The organism is Streptomyces sp. NPDC048383 (genome assembly GCF_040651775.1).
GTDB lineage: Bacteria > Actinomycetota > Actinomycetes > Streptomycetales > Streptomycetaceae > Streptomyces.
Genome location: NZ_JBEZKS010000013.1, coordinates 20,181 through 37,621, shown reverse-complemented (window position 1 = coordinate 37,621; position 17,441 = coordinate 20,181). Strand labels below are relative to the sequence as shown.

The 17,441-nt window shown below is 73.6% G+C and carries 19 protein-coding genes; 10 read left to right on the top strand and 9 right to left on the bottom strand.

Features of this window, described 5'->3' with window-relative positions:
• Nucleotides 1-5: 5 nt before the first annotated feature.
• The gene (locus tag AB0D46_RS11980; RefSeq protein ID WP_362877181.1) at nt 6-809 is read left to right on the top strand and encodes a site-2 protease family protein; all 804 of its coding nucleotides are present in this window, start codon (nt 6-8) and stop codon (nt 807-809) included.
• A 26-nt stretch (nt 810-835) separates the two neighbouring features.
• Here AB0D46_RS11980 and AB0D46_RS11975 read toward each other — a convergent pair whose 3' ends face one another.
• On the bottom strand, nt 836-1,015 hold the full coding sequence (locus AB0D46_RS11975) for a hypothetical protein (protein ID WP_362877180.1): 180 nt from the start codon (nt 1,013-1,015) through the stop codon (nt 836-838).
• A gap of 138 nt (nt 1,016-1,153) precedes the next feature.
• The gene (npdG, locus tag AB0D46_RS11970; RefSeq protein ID WP_362877179.1) at nt 1,154-1,858 is read right to left on the bottom strand and encodes an NADPH-dependent F420 reductase; all 705 of its coding nucleotides are present in this window, start codon (nt 1,856-1,858) and stop codon (nt 1,154-1,156) included.
• A 104-nt stretch (nt 1,859-1,962) separates the two neighbouring features.
• Here npdG and AB0D46_RS11965 point away from each other — a divergent pair, with 104 nt between their 5' ends.
• A complete protein-coding gene (locus AB0D46_RS11965) occupies nt 1,963-2,568 on the top strand; it encodes a hypothetical protein (protein ID WP_362877268.1) in 606 nt (201 codons plus the stop codon).
• Between the two features lie 21 nt (nt 2,569-2,589).
• Here the strand turns inward: AB0D46_RS11965 and AB0D46_RS11960 are convergent, their stop codons facing one another.
• The gene (locus AB0D46_RS11960; protein ID WP_362877178.1) at nt 2,590-2,835 is read right to left on the bottom strand and encodes a hypothetical protein; all 246 of its coding nucleotides are present in this window, start codon (nt 2,833-2,835) and stop codon (nt 2,590-2,592) included.
• Nucleotides 2,836-2,906: 71 nt separating this feature from the next.
• Between AB0D46_RS11960 and map the strand changes: the two genes are divergently transcribed.
• Nucleotides 2,907-3,764, top strand: a complete 858-nt coding sequence (gene map / locus AB0D46_RS11955) for a type I methionyl aminopeptidase (protein WP_362877177.1) — start codon at nt 2,907-2,909, stop codon at nt 3,762-3,764.
• Between the two features lie 128 nt (nt 3,765-3,892).
• Entirely contained in the window at nt 3,893-4,540 is a 648-nt protein-coding gene (locus AB0D46_RS11950; RefSeq protein WP_362877176.1) for a biliverdin-producing heme oxygenase, read from the top strand.
• Here AB0D46_RS11950 and AB0D46_RS11945 read toward each other — a convergent pair.
• Genes AB0D46_RS11945 through AB0D46_RS11935 form a run of 3 tightly spaced genes read right to left on the bottom strand, consistent with a single transcriptional unit; the run spans nt 4,530 to nt 8,333 of the window.
• Nucleotides 4,530-5,264 carry a PhzF family phenazine biosynthesis protein gene (locus tag AB0D46_RS11945; RefSeq protein WP_362877175.1) on the bottom strand — a complete coding sequence of 245 codons (735 nt, stop codon included), beginning with the start codon at nt 5,262-5,264 and terminating at the stop codon, nt 4,530-4,532. The genes AB0D46_RS11950 and AB0D46_RS11945 overlap by 11 nt on opposite strands.
• Nucleotides 5,265-5,283: 19 nt before the next feature.
• Nucleotides 5,284-6,834 (bottom strand): HtaA domain-containing protein, encoded by a 1,551-nt coding sequence (locus AB0D46_RS11940; protein ID WP_362877174.1) that lies wholly within the window; start codon nt 6,832-6,834, stop codon nt 5,284-5,286.
• A gap of 53 nt (nt 6,835-6,887) precedes the next feature.
• A complete protein-coding gene (locus AB0D46_RS11935; protein ID WP_362877173.1) occupies nt 6,888-8,333 on the bottom strand; it encodes an HtaA domain-containing protein in 1,446 nt (481 codons plus the stop codon).
• Between the two features lie 124 nt (nt 8,334-8,457).
• Here AB0D46_RS11935 and AB0D46_RS11930 point away from each other — a divergent pair, with 124 nt between their 5' ends.
• The 6 genes from AB0D46_RS11930 to efeU all read left to right on the top strand — a co-directional run bounded on the left by AB0D46_RS11930 (nt 8,458) and on the right by efeU (nt 15,055).
• The gene (locus tag AB0D46_RS11930; RefSeq protein WP_362877172.1) at nt 8,458-9,480 is read left to right on the top strand and encodes an ABC transporter substrate-binding protein; all 1,023 of its coding nucleotides are present in this window, start codon (nt 8,458-8,460) and stop codon (nt 9,478-9,480) included.
• 2 nt (nt 9,481-9,482) lie between these two features.
• A complete protein-coding gene (locus AB0D46_RS11925) occupies nt 9,483-10,670 on the top strand; it encodes an iron ABC transporter permease (RefSeq protein ID WP_362877171.1) in 1,188 nt (395 codons plus the stop codon).
• A gap of 41 nt (nt 10,671-10,711) precedes the next feature.
• Nucleotides 10,712-11,572, top strand: a complete 861-nt coding sequence (locus AB0D46_RS11920) for a heme ABC transporter ATP-binding protein (protein ID WP_362877267.1) — start codon at nt 10,712-10,714, stop codon at nt 11,570-11,572.
• 164 nt (nt 11,573-11,736) lie between these two features.
• Nucleotides 11,737-12,888 (top strand): iron uptake system protein EfeO, encoded by a 1,152-nt coding sequence (gene efeO, locus AB0D46_RS11915; RefSeq protein ID WP_362877170.1) that lies wholly within the window; start codon nt 11,737-11,739, stop codon nt 12,886-12,888.
• 30 nt (nt 12,889-12,918) lie between these two features.
• Nucleotides 12,919-14,190, top strand: coding sequence for an iron uptake transporter deferrochelatase/peroxidase subunit (efeB, locus tag AB0D46_RS11910; RefSeq protein WP_362877169.1), 1,272 nt, complete (start codon nt 12,919-12,921; stop codon nt 14,188-14,190).
• Nucleotides 14,191-14,212: 22 nt separating this feature from the next.
• Nucleotides 14,213-15,055 (top strand): iron uptake transporter permease EfeU, encoded by an 843-nt coding sequence (gene efeU / locus AB0D46_RS11905; RefSeq protein WP_362877168.1) that lies wholly within the window; start codon nt 14,213-14,215, stop codon nt 15,053-15,055.
• A gap of 22 nt (nt 15,056-15,077) precedes the next feature.
• Here the strand turns inward: efeU and AB0D46_RS11900 are convergent, their stop codons facing one another.
• The 3 genes from AB0D46_RS11900 to AB0D46_RS11890 all read right to left on the bottom strand — a co-directional run bounded on the left by AB0D46_RS11900 (nt 15,078) and on the right by AB0D46_RS11890 (nt 17,398).
• On the bottom strand, nt 15,078-15,641 hold the full coding sequence (locus AB0D46_RS11900) for a GNAT family N-acetyltransferase (protein ID WP_362877167.1): 564 nt from the start codon (nt 15,639-15,641) through the stop codon (nt 15,078-15,080).
• Complete coding sequence (locus tag AB0D46_RS11895; RefSeq protein WP_362877166.1) at nt 15,641-16,507, bottom strand: PhzF family phenazine biosynthesis isomerase; 867 nt, start codon at nt 16,505-16,507, stop codon at nt 15,641-15,643. Before AB0D46_RS11895 ends, AB0D46_RS11900 begins: the two co-directional genes overlap by 1 nt.
• Before the next feature lie 129 nt (nt 16,508-16,636).
• On the bottom strand, nt 16,637-17,398 hold the full coding sequence (locus AB0D46_RS11890; RefSeq protein WP_362877165.1) for an SDR family oxidoreductase: 762 nt from the start codon (nt 17,396-17,398) through the stop codon (nt 16,637-16,639).
• Between the last annotated feature and the right edge of the window lie 43 nt (nt 17,399-17,441).

Sequence of the window (17,441 nt, the reverse complement as noted above, 5' to 3'; positions counted from 1 at the left end):
GCCGCATGGGTCACCAGGGCAGCCGCGGCGAGCGGCAGATCAGTTCGGTATTCCTCTGCGTCGTCGCCGTCATGGCGGTCACGGGCTGGGCCGTGTGGACGGGCTACGCGTCGAGCCCGGGGCTGGCCGTCTTCCTCTTCGTGACCTCGGCGTGGATCGTCTCGCTGTGCCTGCACGAGTACGCGCACGCCCGCACCGCCCTGCACGGCGGTGACATCAGCGTCGGTTCGAAGGGCTACCTGACGCTGAACCCGCTGAAGTACGCGCACCCGCTGCTCAGCATCGTCCTGCCGGTGGTCTTCGTGATCCTGGGCGGGCTGGGCCTGCCCGGTGGCGCCGTGTACATCGAGCGGGGTCGGATCCAGGGCCGCTGGAAGCACAGCCTGATCTCGGCGGCGGGCCCGCTCGTGAACGTGGCCTTCGCCGTGGTGTGCACCGCGCCGTTCTGGCTGGGCGCCCTGGACGGGGTGCCGGTGCCGTTCCGGGTGGCGTTGGCCTTCCTGGCGCTGCTCCAGGTGTCGGCGGCGATCCTGAACTTCCTGCCGGTGCCGGGGCTGGACGGGTACGGCGTCATCGAGCCATGGCTGCCGCCGCGGGTGCGCCGCGAGGTGGAGCCGCTGGCGCCGTTCGCGCTGATCGGGGTGTTCGTGCTGCTGTGGATCCCGGCCGTCAACACGTTCTTCTTCGACACGGTGAGCGGGGTGCTGAGCGCGCTCGGCGTGTCGGACCTGGACACGTACTGCGGTCGCGACCTGTACCGCTTCTGGAACGACTCCGACGGCTACTTCTGCGCGGTCCCGGCCGAGTAGCGGCGGGCGCCGGCCCGGCGGCGGGGTCAGACCTGCTGGGCCTTCTCCGCCTTGGCCTTGCGTACGTAGTACCAGGCCATGTTGGACGTCAGGCCGGCCAGCAGCACCCAGATGATCCCCAGGAAGCTGCCCTCCACGAAGGCGACCACGGCGGCGGCCACGGCGAGGACGCAGACGACAACGGCGAACACGGCAAGGCGGGGCATCGGGAACAGCTCCTCGGCGACACGGGGCGGGGTCGAGCCCATCCAGTGTCCCCCATGCGGCGCGTCGCGGACGTCCGGGGCACGGCCGGGGCACGGCCGCGGGCGCCGGGACCGCGGTGGGCGGCCCCGGCGGCGGGCTCACACGTCGGTGAGGCGCAGGCCCGCGTGGGCCTTGTAGCGGCGGTTGGTGGAGATCAGGTTGGCGACCATCGCCTCGACCTGGTGGGCGCCCCGCAGCCGGCCCGCGAAGACGCCCCGCATGCCGGGAATGCGGGCGGCGAGGGCCTGGACGAGGTCGGTGTCGGCGCGGGACTCGCCGAGGACCATCACGTCGGTGTCGATCTCCTCCACCGAGGCGTCCTGGAGCAGGACGGCCGACAGGTGGTGGAAGGCGGCCGTGACGCGGGAGTCGGGGAGCAGGGCCGCGGCCTGCTGGGCGGCGCTGCCCTCTTCGACCCGGAGGGCGTAGGCGCCCTGCTTGTCGAAGCCGAGCGGGTTGACGCAGTCCACGACGAGCTTGCCGGCGAGGTCCTCGCGGAGGGCTTCGAGGGTCTTGGCGTGGCCCTCCCACGGCACCGCGATGATCACGATGTCGCTGCGGCGCGCGCAGTCGGCGTTGTCGGCGCCCTCGACGCCGAGGCCGAGTTCCGTCGCGGCGGTCTCGGCCCGGTCGGCGGCGCGGGAGCCGATGATCACCTTCTGGCCGGCCCGGGCGAGCCGGTAGGCGAGGCCGCGGCCCTGGTCGCCGGTGCCGCCGAGGACGCCGACGACGAGGCCGGAGACGTCCGGCAGGTCCCAGGGGTCCTTGGCCGGCGGCTTCTGCGTGCTGTCTGTGGAGGTCATGGGGGCGAGGGTACTGCCGAGTAGTCGCGGGTTCGAGTCCCGTGGACCCGACCAAGTGGAAGGAAGCGCTCCTGCGGGTGGGCCCGATGGTGCAGGATGCCGCCATGGACGCCGTCAGGGTCGCGCTGCTGCGCGAGGTGCTCGCCGGTACGCAGTGGCCGCGGGAGGCCCGCCGGTTCGCCGGTTCGCTGCGGCGGTCGGTGGCGCCGTCCGGGAGCGGGCTGCTGCTGGTGGGCACGGAGCAGTACGAGCCCTGGCACATGGCCGCGCACCTGGTGGACGAGGCCGCCTGGTCGGGGCTGGCGGAGCTGGCGCCGACGTTGGTGCGCCACCGGGTGCTGCCGGGCGAGCCGCCGCACCTGTCGGTCGGGCTGGGCCGGCTGGAGGCGGCCCGGCGCGGGCACACGCTGCTGGTGGTGGCCCCGGAGCGGCCGGGCGCGGGGCTGCTGGAGCGGGTCCACGACGCCCGCCGCGCGGGAGCCACCGTACTGGCGCTGGACGGCGGGGACCCGGAGCTCACCGGGCTCGCGCACGAGGCGCTGTCGGTGCCGCGGGACACCGCCGGGCTGGACCTGGACACGGTGCAGCACCTCGTCAGTGCGGCGGCGGGGGAGAACGGCCCACCGTCCCGGCGGGGGCCGGGGCGGCTGCGCGACCGGCTGGCGCGGCTGGCCGACCAGCTGACGGCCCCGCCGCCCAGCCGCTGGTAGGCGCGCCGGGCGCGCCGGGCGCTACGGCGTGCTGCTCCCGCCCTCGCCCTCGCCCTCGCGGGTCTTGTCGTTCCACTTGGGGTCGTTCTGCCATTCGAGGTTGCGCTCCTGCGCCGTCTCCATGGCGTGGCCGGCCTCCTCGGGGCTCCCGTACGGGCCGAAGCGGTCCTTGGCGGGGCAGTCGGGGCCCTCTTCGACCTTGTTGTGGACCAGGCAGTAGTACCACTCGCCCGGCTTGCCCACCTGACGCTTCTTGAACAGGGGCATCGTCGTCCGGCTCCTCTCGATGCTGCTCTCGCAGCCATGCTGCCCCATCCCCGCTGGATACACTCGCTCGCATGTCTGGCCAGTCGCTGCTCGTACCAGGCGAGCTCTCTCCCGTCCGTTCCGTTCCCGGAAACATCCGCCGGCCCGAGTACGTGGGCAAGCCCGCGCCCACTCCGTACACCGGACCGGAGGTGCAGACGGCCGAGACCATCGAGGCCATGCGCATCGCCGGCCGGATCGCCGCCCAGGCGATGGAGGAGGCCGCCAAGCTCATCGCGCCGGGGGTGACCACCGATGAGCTGGACGCGGTCGCCCACGCGTACATGTGCGACCACGGCGCCTACCCGTCGACGCTGGGCTACCGGGGCTTCCCGAAGTCCCTGTGCTCCTCGCTCAACGAGGTCATCTGTCACGGCATCCCCGACTCGACCGTCCTGCGGGACGGCGACATCGTGAACCTCGACGTGACCGCGTACATCGGCGGGGTGCACGGCGACAACAACGCCACCTACCTGTGCGGGGAAGTGGACGAGGAGTCGCGGCTGTTGGTGGAGCGCACCCGCGAGGCCCTGAACCGGGCGATCAAGGCGGTCAAGCCGGGCCGGCAGATCAACATCATCGGTCGGGTCATCGAGTCGTACGCGAAGCGCTTCGGGTACGGGGTGGTCCGGGACTTCACCGGGCACGGCATCAACTCGTCGTTCCACTCCGGCTTGATCATCCCGCACTACGACAGCCCGCACGCCACGACCGTCATCGAGCCCGGCATGACCTTCACCATCGAGCCGATGCTGACGCTGGGCACCCACGAGTACGACATGTGGGACGACGGTTGGACCGTGGTGACGAAGGACCGCAAGCGGACCGCGCAGTTCGAACACACGCTCGTGGTGACGGACGGCGGGGCGGAGATCCTGACCTTGCCATAGGCATGAACCATCCGGACCCTTTTACCGACAAGACGTCGGGAACACATTGACTTAGGCATGCCTAAGTAGGAAGATCGGGCATGGCGGCACTGCCGCCACGCCTGTTTCCTTCCTTCCGGAGGTCCGTCTTGGACGCCTTCTCCACGGTCATCCGTGTCGCCTCGCACGAGCAGCACACCGAGGCCGAGACCTCGACGTTCATGAGCGACCTGCTCGGCGGGCGGCTCGGCGTGGACGCCTACACCCGCTACACCGAACAACTGTGGTTCGTGTACCGGGCGCTGGAGGACGCGGCCGAAGCCCTCCGGGAGGACCCGGTGGCCGGGCCGTTCATACAGCCCGAGCTGATGCGGCTGGCCGAGATCGAGCGGGACCTGGCCCACCTGCGCGGGCCCGACTGGCGCCGGAGCATGGTCGCGCTGCCCGCGACCGCGGCGTACGCCGAGCGCGTCGCCGAGTGCGCGACGTCCTGGCCGGGCGGGTACGTGGCCCACCACTACACGCGCTACCTGGGCGACCTCTCCGGCGGCCAGATCATCCGCGACAAGGCGGAGCGCACCTGGGGCTTCGAGCGCAAGGGCGACGGCGTCCGGTTCTACGTGTTCGCCGACATCTCCAACCCGGCCGCCTTCAAGCGGACCTACCGGGAGCTGCTGGACGCGATCGCCGCGGACGACCTGGAGAAGCAGCGCATCGTCGACGAGTGCAAGCGCGCCTTCGACTTCAACGGCGCGGTCTTCCGCGAGCTGGGCGAGCAGTTCCGCCTCAGCGCCTGATCCTGTACGGGAACGACAGGGCCGGCCCGGTGCGCACCGCACCGGGCCGGCCCTCCGTCGCGTTCGGGTCCCGCCAGTCGGCGAAGCGGACGCGGCCGCCGAGCTCGATCGTGCCGTCGGGCGCGGGGGCGGTGAGGATCTGTGAGCCCTCGCCCTGGGTGATGTTCAGGGCACGGCCGAGCTGCGCGGTCAGCAGGAGCGCCGCCGAGCCGGTGGCCTCGTCCTCGGTGACGGCGCCGTCGGGGCGCCGGGGGAAGCCGCGGGCCCGGATCCGGCCGGCGGCCTCGTCCTCCCAGGCCCAGGCGTACAGCCAGCCCTCGCCCGGGGGCGGGGCGGGCAGGGCGTCGACCTCGGCCGCGCTCGCGTACCGCTCGGTGCGCTTGCCGGTGACCCACTCGGGGCGGGCCGTGATCCAGGTGAACTCCCCGTCCCCGCGGGCCCATACGGAGCCGGCCGGCGGGTTGAGCTCCTCGATGTCGAGCAACCAGGCGACGCCGACGAGCGGGTGCCCCGCGAACGCCATCCGGGTGCCGGGCGTACGGATGTCGACGACCCCGCGTTCGGGGTCGTCGACGAACACCGTCTCGCTGTAGCCGAGTTCGGCGGCCAGCGCCTGCCGGGACGCGTCGTCCGGGCAGGTGCGGCCGTCGCGGACCACTCCGAGCGGATTGCCGAAGCGGCCGTCACCCGCGCAGAAGACCTTGAGCACATCCAGATCGTTCACGCGGGCATTCAAACACGGCTCAGGCCTGGGCCGTTCGGCGACGGCGGGCGACGTACACCGCGCCCGCGCCGGCGGCGACCACCAGGGCGGAGGCGCCGAGGAGGGCGCCCGCAGGGACCTCGGATCCGGTGGTGGCCAGGTGGCCGCCGACGGAGCCGCCGCCACCGACCGAACCACCACCGCCGACGGAGCCGCCGCCCGCGGCGCCGCCCGTGCTGCCGCCGGTGGTGCCGGCGCCGCCCGTGGTGCTGCCGCCCGAGGAGCCGCTGCCGCCGGCGGTGCCGGCCGGCGGGAGGGTGACGTCCTTGTCGACGGCGACCGAGAGGTCGAGGGAGTCCATCGGCTTGCCCGGCTTGTACTTGTCCAGGACGGCGTTGTCGTTGGCGAAGACGGCGGAGCCCTGCTCGGTGAAGACGGCGGGGACCGCGTTGAGGGCCAGCAGGCCGCCCTTGGCCCGGTACTCGACCTTCGACAGGTCGAGCGTCGCGAACGGGATGTCCTCGCGCAGGCCCGCGGTCGTCTTCGCGTCCAGGGTCAACGTGCCGGTCCCGCCGTTGCCGACGACGCGGATGTTGCTGAACGTCAGGTCGAGGCCGTGTGCCGGGTACTCGAAGCGCAGGGTGCCGTCGAAGGCGGCGTTCAGCTTGCGGTTCTTGGTGTCGAGCTCGCCCTCGCCGAAGGCGAACGCGTAGGTGGTGCCGCTCTTGACGGCGCCGCCGGACGCGGTGATGCCCTTCTCCCCGACGTAGTCGCGGAAGGACTGCATGACGCCCCAGGTCAGCTTGCCGCTCAGGATCTTCTGCGGGCCGTCGACGGGCGGGGTGACGGGGGGCGTCACGGGCGGGGTCACCGGCGGCGTCACGGGAGGCGTCACCGGCGGGGTCACGGGCGGGGTCACCGGCGGCGTCACCGGCGGGGTGACGGGCGGCGTAACGGGCGGAGTGACCGGCGGCGTCACGGGCGGCTTCGGGGGCGCCTGGAACTCCAGCGCCACCGTCACCTTGTCCCCGTCCGCGCCCGCGTAGGCGGGGCGGGCGAACACGGCGGCGAACTCGGGGGTCAGCTTGGTGCTGAGGCCCGCCATGTTCATTCCGGCGAAGGCCACGTCCGCGACGGGGACGTTCGGCGTGAGCGTGCCGTTCTCGGTGACGTCGGCCGTCAGCTTCTTCGTACCGGTGCTGATCCGGAAGTTCTCCATCTTCACGACGAACCCGTGCGCGCTCGCGTCGAAGACCACCCGGCCCTTGAATGCCGCGGTCACGACGTGGCCGCCGTCCTTGTCGTACTGGCCCGTCGCCCGGCCGAAGCGGAAGCCGCCGGGTATCTCGGTGGCCCCGTCCTGCGCGGTGACCGAGCCGACGCCCTTCACGTACTCGCGCAGGCTCGTCAGCACCCCCCAGTCCAGGGTGCCGTCGAGCACCGGGACGGGGGCGGCGGCGGGCGGCGCGCCGACGGCCGGGACCCGGGCGTTGCCGTTGGCGGTCGCGGGCAGGGCGAAGGCGGTGTTTCCGAGGGCGACCGCGGTGAGGACGGCGGCCGCGACGGCGATCGGACGGCGGTGGGACGACATGGCTCAAGTGCTCCTGAAGGACCGGAAAGGAAGGAAGGGAGGTGGGGCGGGCGCTACGGCGCGTCGGGGGACGCGGGCACCCCGGCCGCGGGCTCGGCCGCGTTCGCGCGGCGCGACCGCAGCACCAGGAAGGCCGCGCCGCCCGCCAGGACCAAGGCGGCCGCGGCGAGGGCGACGTACAGCCCGGTGTCGGAGGACTCGGCCGCCGCGGCGGCGGGCGCCGGGGCGGGGCCGGTGGACGGCGAGGCCGCCGGGGAGGCCGGCGCGGGGGCGGCGGTGGAACCCAGGTCGGGCAGGGCGGGCAGCCGCGCGCCGGCGTCCAGGGCGACGGCGAGCGAGATCGGGTCCATCTCGGTGCCGGCCTTGTACATGGAGTTGAAGGCCCGGGAGCCGCCCTCGGTGAGGGTGGCCGGGGCTTCGGTGACGGTGGCGAGGTTGCCCTCGGTCTTCAGCGCCTTGGCGTCGAACTCGACGAGGGGCACCGCGCTCTTGGTGTCGGCTCCGGTGGTGACGTCGGCGGACAGGACGCCCTTGCCGTTCTCCACCTTCACGGCGACCTTGGCGAGCTTGAGGTCGAGGTGGGCGCCGGTGAAGTGCACGGCGCCGGCGAACGCGGCGTCGAGGGTGCCCTCCCGGGCGTCGTACGCGCCCTTGCCCTGGGGGAAGCGGAAGAGGGCGCCGCCGTCCTGGGCGCCGTCGGTGAGGGTCCACCGGCCCTGGCCGACGGATCCGGAGACGTACTCGCGGAAGGTGCGGCGGATGCCCCAGTCGACGGCGGCGTCGGTGAAGCCGCCCTGTGCCCGGGGGGTCGCGGCGGGGGCGCCCGGGGTCTGCGGGGCCTGCGGCGCGGGCTGCTGCGCGGGCTGTTCGGCGGCCGGCGCCTTGACGTCGGCGGACAGCGAGAGCGGGTCGAGCTGCGCGCCGGCCCGGTAGTAGCCGGCGAAGGCCTTGGCGCCCTGTTCCGTGAGGGTGGCCGGAACGTTGGTGAGGGTGAGCGGGCTGCCGCCGCCCTTCATGTTGATGCCGCGCAGACCCAGCGTGGCGAAGGGGACTTGGGACTGCTGGGTGACCGCCCCGGTGTCCTTGGCCTTGCTGGAGACGTCCAGGTAGAGGGTGCCGCCGCCGCCGGAGATCTTGACGGTCGGCCGGCTGACGGTCATGTCCAGCTCGTACGCGCCGTCGGGCTTCCGGTGGCCCTGGAAGGCCACGCCGCCGGTGAAGGCGGCCGTGAACTCACCCGTGTCCGGGTCGTAGGAGCCGTTCGCCGAGTGGAAGCGGAAGAGGCTGCCGCCGACGGTGGCGGCTCCGCCGCGCAGCGTGAAGCCGCCCTTGGCGATGGGACCGGTGACGTAGCTCTGGAAGGAGGACTTGAGGCCCCAGTCCAGTCGGCCGCCCTGTACGGAACGGCTCGCCGCATGCGCCGCGGTGGCCGGGAGCAGGGCTCCCAGCAGGGCCGCCAGCAGGGCGACGGCGAACACACGGACGGGTCTTGCGGGCATGAACGTCCCCTCCAGGGTCTGGCATGTGAGGTTAGGCTAACCTAAGCTATCCCGGTCGAGGGGGGAACCCCCACGCCCGGCAGAACCTCAAAGCCCCCAGTCGGACGATCAGGACGGTGCCTTCGTGCCTACGCCCGCCGCGTCAAACCGCTTCCCCCGCCTCGCCGTCGCCCTCGTGGCGACGGCCCTCGCGGTAACGGGTTGCGGAGGTACGGCCGCCCCCGAACATTCCCCGGCGGCGAGCGCCGCGACCGTCGCGGACCGGATCGAACCGCTCGCCGCGACGCCGGTGCCGGCGCTGCCGGTGACGGTGCCCTCGGCGGACGGCGCCCGGGTGACCGTCACCTCGGCCGAGCGGATCATTCCGCTGACGGGCAGCCTCAACGAGATCGTCCAGACCCTCGGGCTCGGCAAGCAGGTCGTCGCCCGGGACATCACCGCCACCTTCGCGCAGGCCTCCGCCCTGCCGGTGGTGACACGTGGACACGACGTCTCCGCCGAGAGCGTGTTGTCGCTGCGCCCGACGCTGGTGCTGGCCGAAACCACCACCGGTCCCGCGGAAGCGGTGCAGCAGATCCGTGACGCCGGCATCCCGGTCCTGGTGATCGCCCCCGCCAAGGCGCTGGAGGACGTCCCGAGGCGGATCGACGCGGTGGCCGGCGCGCTGGGCGTCAAGGACGCCGGTACGCGGCTCAACCAACGCACCGCCGACCGGATCGCCGCCGCCCGCAAGGACGTTCCGGCCGCCGCCGGCGCCGGGAAGAAGCCCCGCGTGGCCTTCCTCTACCTGCGCGGCACCGCCTCCGTGTACCTGCTCGGCGGCTCCGACTCCGGCGCGGCCTCGCTGCTGGAGGCCGCGGGCGCCGTCGACACCGGCAAGGAGTCCGGCCTCGGCAAGGACTTCACCCCGATCACCAGCGAGGCCCTCGCCGCCGCCGCGCCCGACGCGATCCTCGTCATGACCAAGGGCCTCGAATCGGTCGGTGGCGTGGACGGCCTGGTCAAGGTCCCCGGTGTCGCCCAGACACCGGCCGGCATGGACCGCCGGGTGGTCTCCGTCGACGACGGCGTGCTGCTCAACTACGGCCCCCGCACCGACCAGGTGCTCTCCTCCCTGGTCGCGCAGCTCCACGGCAAGGGCGCCTGAGCATGACCCTCCCCTACGACCCCCCGCAGGCGGCCGGTTCCGCCGCGGACCGACCGACCGCGGCCGCGCCGGCGGACCGGCCCGCGGACCGCGTAGCGGACCCGAAGCGCGCCGGGGAGCCCGCCCGACCGGGCGGACCCGACGCGGCTCCCGCCACGCCGCGCGGGCGCCGGGCCCCGGTGCTCACCGTCGTCCTCGCCGCCGCCCTCGTCGCGCTCGCGCTGCTGTCCGCCGGGACCGGCGCCTACCGCATCCCGACCGGGGACGTACTCGCCTCCCTCCAGCACCACATGGGCCTCGGCGGGTCCGCCCTCGACCGGGTCGGGGAGAGCGTGCTGTGGAACGTACGGCTGCCCCGCGTCGTGCTCGCGCTGCTGGTCGGCGCGAGCCTGGGCTGCGCCGGCGCGCTGATGCAGGGCGTCTTCGGCAACCCGCTCGCCGAGCCCGGCGTGATCGGCATCTCGGCGGGCGCCGCCGTCGGCGCGGTCGCCGCGATCGGACTGGGCCTCAGCTTCCTCGGCAACTGGACCATCACCGCCTGCGCCTTCGTCGCGGGTCTGATCACCGTCGGCGCCGTGTACCTGCTGTCCCGCAACGGGGGCCGCACCGAGGTCGTCACCCTGATCCTCACCGGCATCGCCGTGAACGCCTTCGCGGGCGCCCTGATCGGCATGTTCATCTTTTTCGCGGACAGCGGCCAGGTCAACCAGATCACCTTCTGGCAGCTCGGCTCACTCGCCCAGGCCACCTGGCCCAAGGTGCTCGCCGTGCTCCCCTGCGCGCTCGCCGGTCTGCTCGTCGCCCCCTTCTACGCGCGCGAGCTGGACCTGCTCGCGCTCGGTGAGCGCCCGGCCCGCCACCTCGGCATCGACGTGGAACGGCTGCGGCTGGCCCTGATCCTGGTGGTGGCGCTGCTGACGGCGGCGGCCGTGGCCGTCGCGGGCGTCATCACCTTCGTCGGCCTGCTGGTCCCGCACCTGCTGCGGATGGCGAACGGCCCCGGGCACCGGTTCCTGGTGCCCGGCAGCGCGCTGGCCGGGGCCCTCGTGCTGCTCGCGGGCGACCTGGCCGCCCGTACGCTCGCCCGGCCCGCCGAGTTGCCCCTCGGCGTGCTGACCGCCCTGATCGGCAGCCCGTTCTTCTTCTGGCTGCTGCGCCGCACCCGCCGCAGGCAAGGAGGCTGGGCGTGACCAGCAAGCTGACCGGGCTGTTCGGCCGGCGCAAGCGGACCCTGCCGGACCGCCCGCTGCCCGGCGCCGTGCTCGCGGAGGTCGAGGACCTGCACCTGCGGCTCGGGGACCGCGAGGTGCTCGCCGGGATCGGCCTGAGCGCCGTGGCCGGCGAGGTGCTGGCGCTGGTCGGGCCGAACGGCGCGGGGAAGTCCACCCTGCTCGCCGCGCTCGCCGCCGACCTGCCCGCCACCTCCGGGACCGTACGGATCGACGGGCGCCCGGTGGGCGACTGGTCGGCGCCCGAGCTGGCCCTGCGCCGCTCCGTGCTCCCCCAGTCCGCCGCCCTGTCCTTCCCCTTCCCCGTCGCGGACGTCGTACGGATGGGCCGCGCGCCCTGGGCGGGCACCGCCTTCGCCGACGCGGACGAGGCCGAGGTGGCCGCCGCCATGGCCGCCACCGAGGTCGGCCACTTCGCCGGGCGGCCCTTCTCCGCCCTGTCCGGCGGCGAACGGGCCCGCGTCGCGCTGGCCCGCGTCCTGGCCCAGCGGGCGCCGCTGCTGCTGCTCGACGAGCCCACGGCGGCCCTGGACCTGCGCCACCAGGAACTGGTGCTGCGGATCTGCCGGGAGCGGGCGGCGGCCGGGGACGCGGTGGTCGTCGTCCTGCACGACCTCGGGCTGGCGGCGGCGTACGCGGACCGGACGGCCGTGCTCCACGACGGTCGGATCGCGGCGGACGGTCCCCCGGCCGAGGTGTTCCGCGACGAACTGTTGAGCCGGGTCTACCGGCAGCCGGTGGAGGTGTTCCCGCACCCGCGCACCGGCGCGCCGCTCGTCGTCCCGTCGCGCGCGCGGGACGGCTCGACGTCGGTCGGGGGTCAGGCCGATCGGGCCGCGGGCCCCGACTTGACCCGCGCTTGACCTCTGCTTGAGAGCGAAATGGCGGGGCCGTGACGGGCTTGTGTCCGGGACGGAAATGTGAGAGGTGATTCACTGGACGGGCGGGTTGAGGTGAGGTAAGCCTCGGTTAAGTTAGGGCTGCCTCAGCCGCTTCTCCCCCTTTCTCAGCCTCGCCAGGAGCCCCCATGCGCCCCGCCCGCATCACCGTCCTCACCGCGGCCGCCGCCGTGGCCGCGCTCACCGCCGTCACCGGCTGCGCCGAGAAGAGCGGCGGGGCGGGCTCCGACGCGATCAAGGTGACGGCGACCGACAGCGCCTGCGAGGTCTCCGCGAAGGAGTTCCCGGCGGGCAAGGTCACCATCGACGTCGAGAACAAGGGCTCCAAGGTCACCGAGCTCTACGTGCTCTTCCCCGACGACCGCATCGTCACCGAGCGGGAGAACATCGGCCCCGGCACCAAGGCCTCCATCACCGCGGAGATCAAGGCCGGCGACTACGAGATCGTCTGCAAGCCCGGCATGAAGGGCGACGGCATCCGCCGAGCGGTCAAGGCCACCGGCCAGGGCGGCGGCGAGAAGCGCAGCCCCGAGCTGGACGCCGCGGTCGCCGCGTACCGCAAGTACGTGCAGGAGCAGGCCGACGAGACGCTCCCGAAGGCCCGGGCCTTCGCCGACGCCGTCAAGGCCGGGGACGTGGAGGCCGCGAAGAAGGCGTACGCGCCCTCCCGCATCGGCTGGGAGCGCACCGAACCGGTCGCCGAGTCCTTCGGCGACATCGACCCGAAGGTCGACGTCCGCGAGGACGGCCTGGAGGCCGGCCAGGACCCGGCCAAGGACTGGACGGGCTGGCACCGCCTGGAGAAGTCCCTCTTCCAGGACAACAAGATCGACGACAACGACAAGAAGCTCGCCGACACCCTGATCGCCGACCTCACCGACTGGCAGAAGAAGGTCGGCCAGGCCGAGATCACCCCCACCTCCATGGCCAACGGCGCCAAGGAGCTCCTCGACGAGGTCGCCACCGGCAAGGTGACCGGCGAGGAGGAGCGCTACAGCCACACCGACCTCGTCGACTTCAAGGCCAACGTCGAGGGCGCGCAGAAGTCCTACGAGCTGCTCAAGCCGACCGCCGAGAAGAACGACCCGGCGCTCACCAAGCAACTGGACACCCAGTTCGCCGCACTGACCGCGCTGCTCGACAAGTACCGCGCCGACAAGACCTCCTACGAGTTCACCGCCTACGACAAGGTCGCCGAGGCGGACCGCAAGGAGCTCTCCGACGGCGTGAACGCGCTGGCGGAGCCGCTGTCGAAGCTGGCCGCCGCGGTCGCCAAGTAGCGGACGGGACGGGAGAGACGGGAGAGACAAATGGGCGACTCGGCGACGGATTCGCGGGAGACCGGCGGCACGGCGGACGGTCCCTCGCGGCGCGCCCTGCTCGGCTGGGGCGGGGCCGGCATCGCGCTCGGCGCCGCCGCGGCCGGCGGCGGGGTCGCGGCCTTCCGCTCCGGATCGGACCCGGTCCCGGCCGGCATGTCCGGCGCGGCCGTGCCCTTCCACGGGCCGCACCAGGCCGGCATCGCCACGCCCGTCCAGGACCGGCTGCACTTCGCGTCCTTCGACGTGAAGACCAAGGACCGCGCCGAACTGGTCGCGCTGCTCAAGGAGTGGACCGCGGCCGCCCGCCTGATGACCGCCGGACTGCCGGTCGGCGAAGGCGGCTTCGGCGGCCTCCCCGAGGCCCCGCCGGACGACACCGGCGAGGCGCTCGGCCTGAAGGCCTCCCGCCTCACCCTGACCATCGGCTTCGGCCCGGGCCTGTTCGCCAAGGACCGCTTCGGGCTGGAGGGCCGGCGCCCGGCGGCCCTCGTCGACCTGGAACTCTTCCCCGGCGACAACCTGGACCCGGCCCGCTCCGGCGGCGACCTGTGCGTCCAGGCCTGCGCCGACGACCCGCAGGTCGCGGTGCACGCCGTCCGGCAGCTGGCCCGCATCGGCTTCGGCCGGACCGCGATGCGCTGGTCGCAGCTCGGCTTCGGCAAGACCTCGTCGACCACGCCCGACGAGCAGACCCCGCGCAACATGATGGGCTTCAAGGACGGCACCCGGAACATCTCGGGCACCGACACCGCCGCCCTCGACCGGCACGTGTGGGCCGCCACCGGCGACGGCGGCGACTGGATGGCCGGCGGCTCGTACCTGGTCGCCCGGCGCATCCGGATGAACATCGAGACCTGGGACCGCACCTCCCTCCAGGAGCAGGAGGACATCTTCGGCCGGGACAAGGGCGAGGGCGCCCCCGTCGGCAAGTCCAAGGAGCGCGACGAGCCGTTCCTGAAGGCGATGAAGCCCGAGGCGCACGTCCGCCTGGCCCATCCGGACTCCAACGACGGGGCGACGATCCTGCGCCGCGGCTACTCCTTCACCGACGGCACGGACGGGCTGGGCAGGCTCGACGCGGGCCTGTTCTTCCTGGCCTACCAGCGTGACGTCCGTACGGGCTTCGTCCCGATCCAGCGCGCGCTGGCCAAGTCGGACGTCCTCAACGAATACATCCAGCACGTGGGTTCGGCGGTCTTCGCCGTCCCGCCGGGCGTCCTCGACGAGGACGACTGGTGGGGCCGGACGCTGTTCGCGTAGTCCCCTCCGGAGAGGAACCGCCGTGTTCGGCAACTATCTGATCGGCCTGCGCGAGGGCCTGGAAGCGGGCCTCGTCGTCTGCATCCTGGTCGCCTACCTGGTCAAGACCGACAACCGGGCCGCGCTGCGCCCGGTGTGGATCGGCGTCGGGATCGCCTGCGCGATCTCACTCGCCTTCGGCGCCCTGCTCGAATTCGGCACGCAGGAACTGACCTTCGAGGCGCAGGAACTGATCGGCGGCACCCTGTCGATCGTCGCCGTCGGCCTGGTGACGTGGATGGTCTTCTGGATGAAGCGCACCGCGCGTCACCTGAAGGGCGAGTTGCACGGCAGGCTCGACGCGGCGCTCGCGCTGGGCACCGGCGCGCTCGTCGCCACCGCCTTCCTCGCGGTGGGCCGCGAGGGCCTGGAGACCGCGCTGTTCGTGTGGGCCTCGGTACGGGCGAGCGGCGAGGGTTCCTCCGCTCCGCTGGTCGGGGTGCTGCTCGGCATCGCGACGGCGATCGTGCTGGCCTGGCTGTTCTACCGCGGCGCGCTCAGGATCAACCTGTCGAAGTTCTTCACCTGGACCGGCGGCATGCTGGTCGTCGTCGCCGCGGGCGTCCTCGCGTACGGGGTCCACGACCTCCAGGAGGCCCGTTTCCTCGGCGGTCTGGAGAACCGGGCGTTCGACATCAGCGGCGCCGTCCCGCCGGACAGCTGGTACGGGGTGCTGCTGAAGGGCGTCTTCAACTTCCAGCCCGACCCGACGGTCCTCCAGCTCGTGGTGTGGGCGCTGTACCTCGGGGTGGTCCTGACGCTGTTCCTGCTGCCGGCCCGCGCCGGCCGGCCCGCCGGCGCGCCCGCCGGGGCCCCGCGGGGCTGAGCCGCACCCCGGGGGTCCGCCGTCACCAGAGCCGGTCGACGCGCCCCGGGTGCAGCGGGACGCGGGTGCCGCTCAGCGCGGCCCGGTCGGCGTCCGGGTCGGGGGTGAAGAACGCCGCCAGGACGGTCTTGTCGAAGCCGGGGGCGTCGGTGCACAGGGGGTCGTCGGGGGTGCCGCCGACCAGGACGGTGCCGGGCAGCGGGTCGAAGCCGGCCCCCTCGTAGAAGGGGACGAGCGGCCGGTCGCAGCTGAACAGCGCCAGGTCCACCGCCGGGTCGGCGGCCAGGGCCGCGCGGGCCGCCGCCACCAGCCGGCCGCCCAGGCCCCGCCCGCGCAGCTCCGGCCGGGTCACCACCGAGCTGAGGCCGGCCGCGCGCCAGGTCCGGCCGGCGAGCGGGACCTCCTTGTGGAGCAGCGCCAACGAGGCGCCGACCGTCCCGTCGGCGTCCACCAGCAGCAGCGCCCGCGGGCCGAGCGCCGGGTCGTGCCCCGGGGTGGCGTGCGGCCAGGCCGTCGCCTCCAGGGCGGCGATCCGGGCGGCGAGTTCCTCGGGGAGATCGGCCTCCGCGTACGAGAGCAGTCGCATCAGGGGATGCGTACGCCCGCGCCGGCCACCCGCACCCGGGGGTCGCCGGCCCGCAGCTCGACGGTCAGGACGCCGGGGCGGCCCATGTCCTCGCCCTGGTGGAGGGTGAGCACCGCGTCCTCGGCGACCAGGCCGAGCTGCCGGGCGTACGCGCCGAAGGCGGCCGCGGCGGCTCCGGTGGCGGGGTCCTCGACGACGCCGCCGACCGGGAAGGGGTCGCGCACGTGGAACAGGGCCGGGCCGGCGCGGTGCACGAGCTGGACCGTGGTCAGGTCCAGGCGCCGCATCAGGGCGTCCAACCGGTCGAAGTCGTACGCGAGGTCGGCCAGGCGGGCGCGGGTGGCGGCGCCGAGCACCAGGTGGCGGGCGCCGGCGTAGGCGACGCGCGGCGGCAGCTGCGGGTCGAGATCGGCGGCCGGCCAGTCGAGCGCGGCCAGCGCCTCGGCGAGGTCGGCCGCGGCGATGTCCTCGACGTGCGGGACGACGCTGGTCAGGGTGGCCCGCAGGTGCCCGTCCTCGGCGGTGACGGACACCGGTACGACGCCGGCCCGGGTCTCGAAGACCAGCTCCCCCGGCCCGATCCGCTCGGCCAGCGCCACGGCGGCCGCCACGGTGGCGTGCCCGCAGAACGGCACCTCCGCCCTGGGGCTGAAGTAGCGGACGGTGAAGCCGCGGCCGGGTTCCGGGGCGGCGGCCCCGGAACCCGCCGGGCCGGTGAGGAAGGCCGTCTCGCTGTAGCCGAGCCGGGCCGCGACGTCCAGCATCGCGGCCTCGTCCAGGGCGGAGGCGTCGAGGACGACCCCGGCGGGGTTGCCGCCGGCGGGGTCCTCGGAGAAGGCGGTGTAGCGCAGCACTTCGGTCGTCATGATCGGCTCAACCCCGGCGGCCCGGACGCCATTCCCGACGAACGGCCCGCGTCCCGAACGCGGTCCGCCGCACGCCGGATCGCGGTCGGCCGCGCGTCGGGTCGCGGTCGGCCGCGCGTCGCGTCGGGGTCAGCCGCGCCCGATGTACGGCATGGCCGTCGCCATCACCGTCGCGAACTGGACGTTGGCCGCCAGCGGCAGCTCCGCCATGTGCAGCACGGTGCGCGCCACGTCGGCGGCGTCCATGACGGGTTCCACCGCGAGTTGTCCGTTGGCCTGGAGGATGCCGGTCTGCATGCGCTCGGTCATCTCGGTCGCCGCGTTGCCGATGTCGACCTGTCCGCAGGCGATCCGGTACGGGCGCCCGTCCAGGGAGAGGGACTTCGTCAGGCCGGTCATGGCGTGCTTGGTGGCCGTGTAGGCGATGGAGTTCGGGCGCGGGACGTGGGCGGAGATGGAGCCGTTGTTGATGATCCGCCCGCCCTGCGGGTCCTGCGCCTTCATCTGTCGGAAGGCCGCCTGCGCGCACAGGAAGGCCCCGGTCAGGTTGACGTCGACCACCGACCGCCAGGCCTCGTAGGAGATGTCCTCCAGCGGGACCCCGCCGGGCCCGAAGGTGCCCGCGTTGTTGAAGAGCAGGTCGAGGCGCCCGTGGCGCTCGCGCACGGCCCCGAAGAGCGCGTTCACGTCGTCGGGGTCGCTGACGTCGGCCCGTACGGGGAACACGTCCGCGTCGGCGCCGGCCGCCGCGGCGGTCTCCTCCAGGGATCCGGTCCGGCGGCCGGCCACGGCCACGGACCAGCCGGCCCCCGCGAGGGCGAGGGCCACGGAGCGGCCGATGCCGGAGCCGGCCCCGGTGACAACTGCGATCTTGCTCGGACGTGCGCTCATGGGGCCGCAGGCTACGTCACACCGACGGCAGGGCCACGGACGT

Coding starts and splice junctions, on each gene's coding strand:
- AB0D46_RS11980 (WP_362877181.1), top strand. CDS start 6: ATGGGTCACCAGGGCAGCCGCGGCGAGCGGCAGATCAGTTCGGTATTC.
- AB0D46_RS11975 (WP_362877180.1), bottom strand. CDS start 1,015: ATGCCCCGCCTTGCCGTGTTCGCCGTTGTCGTCTGCGTCCTCGCCGTG.
- npdG (WP_362877179.1), bottom strand. CDS start 1,858: ATGACCTCCACAGACAGCACGCAGAAGCCGCCGGCCAAGGACCCCTGG.
- AB0D46_RS11965 (WP_362877268.1), top strand. CDS start 1,963: ATGGACGCCGTCAGGGTCGCGCTGCTGCGCGAGGTGCTCGCCGGTACG.
- AB0D46_RS11960 (WP_362877178.1), bottom strand. CDS start 2,835: ATGCCCCTGTTCAAGAAGCGTCAGGTGGGCAAGCCGGGCGAGTGGTAC.
- map (WP_362877177.1), top strand. CDS start 2,907: ATGTCTGGCCAGTCGCTGCTCGTACCAGGCGAGCTCTCTCCCGTCCGT.
- AB0D46_RS11940 (WP_362877174.1), bottom strand. CDS start 6,834: ATGTCGTCCCACCGCCGTCCGATCGCCGTCGCGGCCGCCGTCCTCACC.
- AB0D46_RS11935 (WP_362877173.1), bottom strand. CDS start 8,333: ATGCCCGCAAGACCCGTCCGTGTGTTCGCCGTCGCCCTGCTGGCGGCC.
- AB0D46_RS11925 (WP_362877171.1), top strand. CDS start 9,483: ATGACCCTCCCCTACGACCCCCCGCAGGCGGCCGGTTCCGCCGCGGAC.
- efeO (WP_362877170.1), top strand. CDS start 11,737: ATGCGCCCCGCCCGCATCACCGTCCTCACCGCGGCCGCCGCCGTGGCC.
- efeB (WP_362877169.1), top strand. CDS start 12,919: ATGGGCGACTCGGCGACGGATTCGCGGGAGACCGGCGGCACGGCGGAC.
- AB0D46_RS11900 (WP_362877167.1), bottom strand. CDS start 15,641: ATGCGACTGCTCTCGTACGCGGAGGCCGATCTCCCCGAGGAACTCGCC.
- AB0D46_RS11895 (WP_362877166.1), bottom strand. CDS start 16,507: ATGACGACCGAAGTGCTGCGCTACACCGCCTTCTCCGAGGACCCCGCC.
- AB0D46_RS11890 (WP_362877165.1), bottom strand. CDS start 17,398: ATGAGCGCACGTCCGAGCAAGATCGCAGTTGTCACCGGGGCCGGCTCC.